The organism is Paraburkholderia caffeinitolerans (genome assembly GCF_902859945.1).
GTDB classification, from domain to species: Bacteria; Pseudomonadota; Gammaproteobacteria; order Burkholderiales; family Burkholderiaceae; genus Paraburkholderia; species Paraburkholderia caffeinitolerans.
This window is the reverse complement of sequence record NZ_CADIKL010000041.1, coordinates 72080-78079: the sequence shown is the minus strand read 5'-3', so window position 1 is coordinate 78079 and position 6000 is coordinate 72080. Positions and strand designations below refer to the sequence as shown.

The following is a 6000-nucleotide window of genomic DNA, read 5'->3' as shown; positions in this document are numbered from 1 at the left end:
GGCGGTCGTGACTGCACCGATTACCTACGACGACGTAGTGGTTCGGAAATCACGCCGCAAAGGCCAGAAATCTCCACAATGCGAAATTGTGGAGCTAAATGGATAGCCCTTATAAAAACACAGTTACCTGTAAATTTATACAGCTTTTGGGCTGATGGCAACCACCGGTGTTCGGCTATGAGAGATGACGGCCGCGCCACGCCCCTGCAGCATGACCTTAGCGCTGGGCGGTAACGAAAATATGACATGGGCTCGCGCAGCCGTCGCGCGGCTCCGGGAGTGACCGACGCGCGTGTACATCGCCAGTCGAGGATGCTGCCAGGCACAGACGTCGAACTGCGGTCGGCCTCTTGCCGGTCAACACAAGGGAAATATCCTTGCGAATAGCTTACAATCTCATAAACTGGTTGTTCTGCCTTCGATTCGACTACACCGCACCTCATCGGAGTTACGCATGCGACTAACCATCCTGATCAAGTGTCCCGCGCGGACCGTCAATCCCGACTTTGCGCTGGTCTGGCTCGACACAAGGGAAAAGCGCTGGTCGCGTGAATCGCATCAAGGCGTGGACCTGCCGGCCTGGGGCGAGCTCCAGGAATCCGATGGCCAGACAGTGCTCTGCGCGCCAGCGAGCGACCGGCCGCTCTGCACGATCAGCGGCCTCAGCGTGACGCGACGTCAGGAGATCAGCGCAACGCAGGGTCAGGCAATCTGGCCGTCCAGCGTCGTGCAGACGCAGAGGCCGGGCCACTGGCGCCTTCAGGCGGTGGATCACGAGTCAATAGTGGCGGCCGATTCCCTGTTTGCCGGCCACCGCGAACTGCGCTCACACAGGCATTGAACCCCGGGTCGGCCGGGACCGGGATCTCGCCGATGACCAGTCGCGATGCCGCCGGTGGATGCCGGCGGCGAAAGCCGGGTACCGCTCCGTGCGCGCCCATTTCGGGAATATGCCACGTGGGCCAAAGGTATTGGCAGGTTGGCTCAGCTGACAGCTGAAACCGAAAAATGAGCGATCGCTTACTGTCCCGGCCAGATATAGATGTCGTATAGGTAGTCCTTACGATTCTACCCAGCACGCTGGATGTCGAGCGCGGAATCGAAAGGGGCCGGAAATATGACGCTCGCGAAGCGGCCGGCGAGCAGCGGTCTGGCGCAAAGCGCCGATGACTTTATCTCGCGCGCACCAGACGCGGCCCACGTGCCGACGGCGGCTCTGTCGGGCGTGAGCCCTTACCGAAGGGGCGTATCGGCGCTTCGCTTTCCCTTGGCCAGGATTTCTAGCGGCAGGCCGATCGTCTCGATGCCCATCACGGCCTCGGAGAGCGCGGCGACGCCGAACGACAGTGCGCCGAGCGTGAATTTGAGGGAGTAGTGTGCGCGAAGACTGACTAACGCTGCGGCACTTCCCGTGGGTCGCAGTAAAAACTCAGGGTATCGTCATGCCTGATCTTGACGTGCCATTCTCCAGCGCAGTATCTGGCGTCGGAGAACTTCTCCCGCCATCGGTGTGAGAGCTTGCCGATCCAGGCACGCGCTTGCGATGGCATCTGCGGCGAGGCAGTCATCTTCTGCAGCATCTGCAGATGACCGGGATCTCCCCAGCGCGGGCTGGCCGTGACATGCGCGTTCCAGACAAGCACCACGAGCCTGTTTATCTCAGGCACCGCGGCGATCGGCGTGTCTTCGGTAATGGCCTCGGACAGAAGTGGCTCACCGAAGTCCAGAATCGTCCCGGAGATCTTGCGTTCGGTGTTGCCCGTGCTTGCCTTGTTCATCGTTTCGTTCCGTTGATGCGCGAGCGCACAGTCCAGTGCCGGCTCGCCGAGCGCGCGACCGGCAAGGACGACGTCGAGGCCACGGTCGATGTTGATCCGGCCGCTTCGAAGGACTTCCAGTTGCAGGGGGGCAATTCCTCGATCCGGTTAATTGGGTGGTCGTTGATCCGCCCGAGCACGTCGGCCAGATGCTCGTCCGGGGTGACATCGTTGGCCCGGCAGGTCGCCGGCACGCTGTAGAACACTGTCCTTGCCCCGGGGCTCGGGGCCAAAGAAAAATGACGCTTGCGACTGCGCATTATTCCTGCCCACGCTTACGCAGCGCAAGGCGTTTTCGGCGAGTTGCCGGAACGACGGTTCGTGGACGAATCGGTTGGCACGACAACGACCGCATGCTGTATGTGGTCATTGAAGGGGGCGACTGGAACGACTTTGCAACAGTGCAACCCCAGGACTGCGAGGTTATCGATCTCTGTTCCATTTGGGATAAAATAAAGTTTCAAATGGAACAGGAGGAAAGCCATGCCGGCCATGGGAAAGCACTCAGCCACTGCGCGCAAGGCGCCGCAGGCACTCAGGACCCGTGCTGGCTCTCGTTCCGCAGCGAAGCCGGCCCGGCGGGCAGCGCCCGCTGCGGCGGTTTCGACGATTCATCTCTTCGATTTTCCGCGCGTCTACCAGGCGTCAGGCATGGAGCGCATATCCGTCATCCGGCATGGTGTGTCCGCGCGCGATGTGGGCGAAATGGCCGCACGGATGAAAACGTCTCAAGACGAACTGATCCGGCGGCTGGGCCTGAAGCGCACAACGGTCGCGCGAAAGTCGCAGTCGGCCAGCAAACTCTCTTCTGAACAGAGCGAGCGCATGGTCGGCCTGTCCAAGCTGATCGGCCAGGTGCAGACGATCGTTGAACAGTCGGGCGAGCCGAAAGGATTTGACGCGGCCGAGTGGCTGGAGCACTGGCTATCGCACCCCAATCCCTCCCTGGGCGGCGCGCTGCCTGCGGACTTTCTCGATACGATCGAGGGGCAGGAGTTGTTGGGCACGCTGATCGCCCAGATGCAGAGCGGAGCTTACGCATGACGGTCCACGTCTGGCGGATCGCGACGGACACGCCGGACTACACGGCAGACGACATGACCGGAGAGGGCGCGAAGCGCACCGGAGGCCGGTGGAACCGGCCCGGCAAGCCGGTTCTCTACACCGCGGAGAACCGGTCGCTTGCCTGTCTCGAGACGCTCGTGCATCTGGGCGGGGTGTTGCCGCTGAACCGTTACCTCGTGCGCATCGACATTCCCGATGTGGTCTGGCGGCGGGCGCAGAAGCTCGACCATACGGCAGCGCCAGTCGGGTGGGACGCCATTCCCAGGGGCAAGACAAGCCTCGACTACGGTGACGCATGGCTCACGGCGAATACGGGCGCGCTGCTGCTTGTTCCTTCCGCAATCGTGCCGGAGGAGTTCAATGTTCTGATCAATCCGTCGCACAAAGACTGTGCGCGCGTGAAGGCAACAAAGCTTCGCCGCTGGACCTACGACGCGCGGATCTGGTGACGCAGGTTACCGTCGGCGCCCATGGCGTGGGCGCGACGAAGGCGTCAGCTGGACGGTCTCCCGTTTCAGAGGATCTTCAGATTCCGGATTTTTCCGATCGAGGGTGAGCGCTCCGCGATCAGGTTCGCGATGAATTCCGGCAGCAGCACGCGCGGCACGTTGGCCGGCACATCGGCGATGACCTGCGACGGCGCGTGCACGATAAATTCTTCTGGCGCAGAGGCGAGACTGTGTTCGTAGCTGACGCGGATTTCCATGGCTTGATTTGCTGCGAGACGATAAAGAAAGATTTGGGAAGCTGCGTGTTATGCAGTCGATGGCGTGCCAATGGCTGCCAGAGATCCAACGTCGCAGTGCCTGTCCGCCTGTGACATCTGGCCGTCAGCCATCGTCGCGGCTTCACGGGATTCCGGCATTGCGTCGCGCGGGCTGGCACCAGACGCGCCCCAGGAAGTTTCCGCTGTTGGGCGGAGTTTCGTTCCCGCGACGAAGCATACCGCCCATGGGTTCCTGGCGGTGGACACGGATCCGCACGGGCGAGCGGTGTTTATTATAGCGTCGCACCCCATCAAAAACTTCGATAAATAAGATTATGTAAAATTATGCACTCCTGAGTAACAAGTTATCGCCTGTTTTTCACGGGTTCGCGCTAGCGTTCGTCAGTGCCAATCCGCCCGTCAGCAAGCCAATCCGCTTTGTCTAGTTTCCTTCCATCACCAATCTCGTCTTCAGGCGGTGACGCCTCGATGCGACTTTCGGCTTGAGCAAGCCGTTTGCACACTCGTTCCACACATCCATGAAATATTTCGTATTACATAATAATGCAAAGGACAATCATGGCACTCTGGACTGCATGGCGGGACGCGATCTGGCTGTTGCGCCCCGCGTTCTCCCGCATGCGCAGCTTCATGTGGTTCGCGACTGTCGAGGCTGGCTTGACGGTGCGCACCGACTTGCTTGGCGATGACCAGCATCGTGCGAGCCGTCAAGCTGCGACCGGCCCTCTACGGAAAGCTGCTCGGCAGCCTGCACAGCGATGCCGTCCAGCTCGACAGGCTCACGGCGCTGTGGGCCCAGACCGTGCTGCGGCTGTTCCCTGACCCGCTACGCGTCAATGGCCGAGCGGACGGATCTGGTGCAAATATGAAGCCGTTGGGTTAGGCTCGTGGGTTCATGGACGCGCGCAGGACGAGCCGATGACTAAGTTGGGGAAAATGGACAGGCTGCTCAAAGGTCGACATTTCGATCGCGAAGTCATCGTCCTGTGCATTCGTTGGTACCTGCGTTACAAGCTGAGCTTTCGCGATCTGGTCGAGATGATGTCCGAACGCGGCCTTTCTCTGGCGCACACGACGATCATGCGCTGGGTCAAGCGGTTCACCCCGGCGTTCGTCAAGCGCTGGAATCGCTTTGCTACCGCAGCCGGCCGGTCGTGGCGGGTTGACGAAACCTACGTGAAGATCCGTGGCAAATGGGTTTATCTGTATAGGGCGGTAGATCGAGCCGGCCGGACGGTGGACTTCATGCTCAGGGCGAAACGCGATGTGGCCGCAGCCAAAGCCTTTTTCAGCAAGGCGATCAGACATCAGGGCCAGCCGCCAGAGACGATCACGCTCGATGGGTACGCCGCCTCGCACCGGGCCGTCAGAGAGATGAAGGTCGAGGGTCTGCTACCGGTAGACACGAAGGTCCGGTCCTCGAAGTATCTGAACAACCTGATCGAGCAGGACCATCGAAACATCAAGTCGAGAACGAAGGTGATGCTCGGTTTCAAACGGTTCCGGAATGCCGCGACCACGATTTCAGGCATCGAGTTGACGCATCGCATTCGCAAGGGACACTTTGACCTCAGTGCTCTCGGGTTCATGGACACCACTTCGCCTGCCGCCTGGAATGCTGTCCTTTTCAATTGATAAGGCATCCGTACTTATAGCAAGTGTCTTGAGCGGACCACCTATTTGCACCAGATCCCCCGTGAGTGGGTCGTCGAGCCCAAATTTGATTGGCACGTCGCCACGTGCCTTGATGATGAACGGCGCTGCGAGCTGTACAACCCCGGCAGCAGCTGCGGCCTTGAGCACGAGCCGGCGATGACGCCGGCCCTCTGGTGAAATTCTTCTCATCTGGGTCTCCCGCACGATGTTTGCGCCAATCAACCGGCAGCCCCAATATCGATGGCATGCATGAAACCGTCACCCGACGGCTGCCGGTGATTACTACCCCTGTCGGAAGGAAACGACTGAATGCGTTTTGTTTGAAATGCCTGAATAAAGCACGTGATACGATCGTCCTGTGAAAGCGAAGGTTATATCGTTCTCGCACGACTCCAGTATTGACACCTTCGAGCCATCGCAATCTGGCTCACGTGCGGATACTGCGGGGCACGGCAAACATCTCCGCGAAGTGGCCCCCACGTTGTTGCGACGCATGACCGCCCGGCACGGAAGAGCCATGCCTGCCCATGCATACGGTGCGAGCCGCAGTTTCCATCCTCAGGATCGCACGTTCGTCATGGATAGTTCGGCGCGCACGGGTTCTTGCTGAGGTTGGTCGTGCCGCCAATTTTTTCCAGTATTTATAGCAGTTTAGGTCATACTGTTACATAGTTACAAATTTCCGCCTTCCTATCTGTCTCTGTTTGGCACGACCGCCGCTACGCGGACAAAAAA

The 6000-nt window shown here is 59.9% G+C and carries 8 protein-coding genes; 5 read left to right on the top strand and 3 right to left on the bottom strand.

Annotated elements, in window-relative coordinates:
• Positions 1-454 precede the first annotated feature (454 nt).
• Complete coding sequence (locus HV773_RS29440) at positions 455-841, top strand: DUF3564 family protein (protein WP_175197684.1); 387 nt, start codon at positions 455-457, stop codon at positions 839-841.
• 550 nt (positions 842-1391) lie between these two features.
• On the opposite strand, the gene HV773_RS29435 is transcribed toward HV773_RS29440, so the two are convergent.
• On the bottom strand, positions 1392-1778 hold the full coding sequence (locus HV773_RS29435; RefSeq protein ID WP_175197683.1) for a hypothetical protein: 387 nt from the start codon (positions 1776-1778) through the stop codon (positions 1392-1394).
• Entirely contained in the window at positions 1775-2023 is a 249-nt protein-coding gene (locus HV773_RS29430) for a transposase domain-containing protein (protein WP_175197682.1), read from the bottom strand. The genes HV773_RS29435 and HV773_RS29430 overlap by 4 nt, the downstream gene beginning before the upstream one ends.
• A gap of 277 nt (positions 2024-2300) precedes the next feature.
• Between HV773_RS29430 and HV773_RS29425 the strand changes: the two genes are divergently transcribed.
• Together HV773_RS29425 and HV773_RS29420 are read left to right on the top strand one after the other, a co-directional pair.
• Complete coding sequence (locus tag HV773_RS29425; protein WP_246282496.1) at positions 2301-2861, top strand: antitoxin Xre-like helix-turn-helix domain-containing protein; 561 nt, start codon at positions 2301-2303, stop codon at positions 2859-2861.
• Entirely contained in the window at positions 2858-3331 is a 474-nt protein-coding gene (locus HV773_RS29420; protein WP_175197681.1) for an RES family NAD+ phosphorylase, read from the top strand. Before HV773_RS29425 ends, HV773_RS29420 begins: the two co-directional genes overlap by 4 nt.
• A 65-nt stretch (positions 3332-3396) precedes the next feature.
• On the opposite strand, the gene HV773_RS29415 is transcribed toward HV773_RS29420, so the two are convergent.
• Positions 3397-3588, bottom strand: coding sequence for a hypothetical protein (locus HV773_RS29415; protein WP_175197680.1), 192 nt, complete (start codon positions 3586-3588; stop codon positions 3397-3399).
• 706 nt (positions 3589-4294) lie between these two features.
• Here HV773_RS29415 and HV773_RS29410 point away from each other — a divergent pair.
• Positions 4295-4492 (top strand): hypothetical protein, encoded by a 198-nt coding sequence (locus HV773_RS29410; RefSeq protein ID WP_175197679.1) that lies wholly within the window; start codon positions 4295-4297, stop codon positions 4490-4492.
• 35 nt (positions 4493-4527) lie between these two features.
• Entirely contained in the window at positions 4528-5244 is a 717-nt protein-coding gene (locus tag HV773_RS29405; RefSeq protein ID WP_175197678.1) for an IS6 family transposase, read from the top strand.
• Positions 5245-6000: the final 756 nt, after the last annotated feature.

What these genes read in the sequence shown, in the direction of transcription:
- HV773_RS29440 (WP_175197684.1), top strand. Translation starts at nt 455, where the DNA reads ATGCGACTAACCATCCTGATCAAGTGTCCCGCGCGGACCGTCAATCCC.
- HV773_RS29435 (WP_175197683.1), bottom strand. Translation starts at nt 1,778, where the DNA reads ATGAACAAGGCAAGCACGGGCAACACCGAACGCAAGATCTCCGGGACG.
- HV773_RS29425 (WP_246282496.1), top strand. Translation starts at nt 2,301, where the DNA reads ATGCCGGCCATGGGAAAGCACTCAGCCACTGCGCGCAAGGCGCCGCAG.
- HV773_RS29420 (WP_175197681.1), top strand. Translation starts at nt 2,858, where the DNA reads ATGACGGTCCACGTCTGGCGGATCGCGACGGACACGCCGGACTACACG.
- HV773_RS29415 (WP_175197680.1), bottom strand. Translation starts at nt 3,588, where the DNA reads ATGGAAATCCGCGTCAGCTACGAACACAGTCTCGCCTCTGCGCCAGAA.
- HV773_RS29410 (WP_175197679.1), top strand. Translation starts at nt 4,295, where the DNA reads ATGACCAGCATCGTGCGAGCCGTCAAGCTGCGACCGGCCCTCTACGGA.
- HV773_RS29405 (WP_175197678.1), top strand. Translation starts at nt 4,528, where the DNA reads ATGACTAAGTTGGGGAAAATGGACAGGCTGCTCAAAGGTCGACATTTC.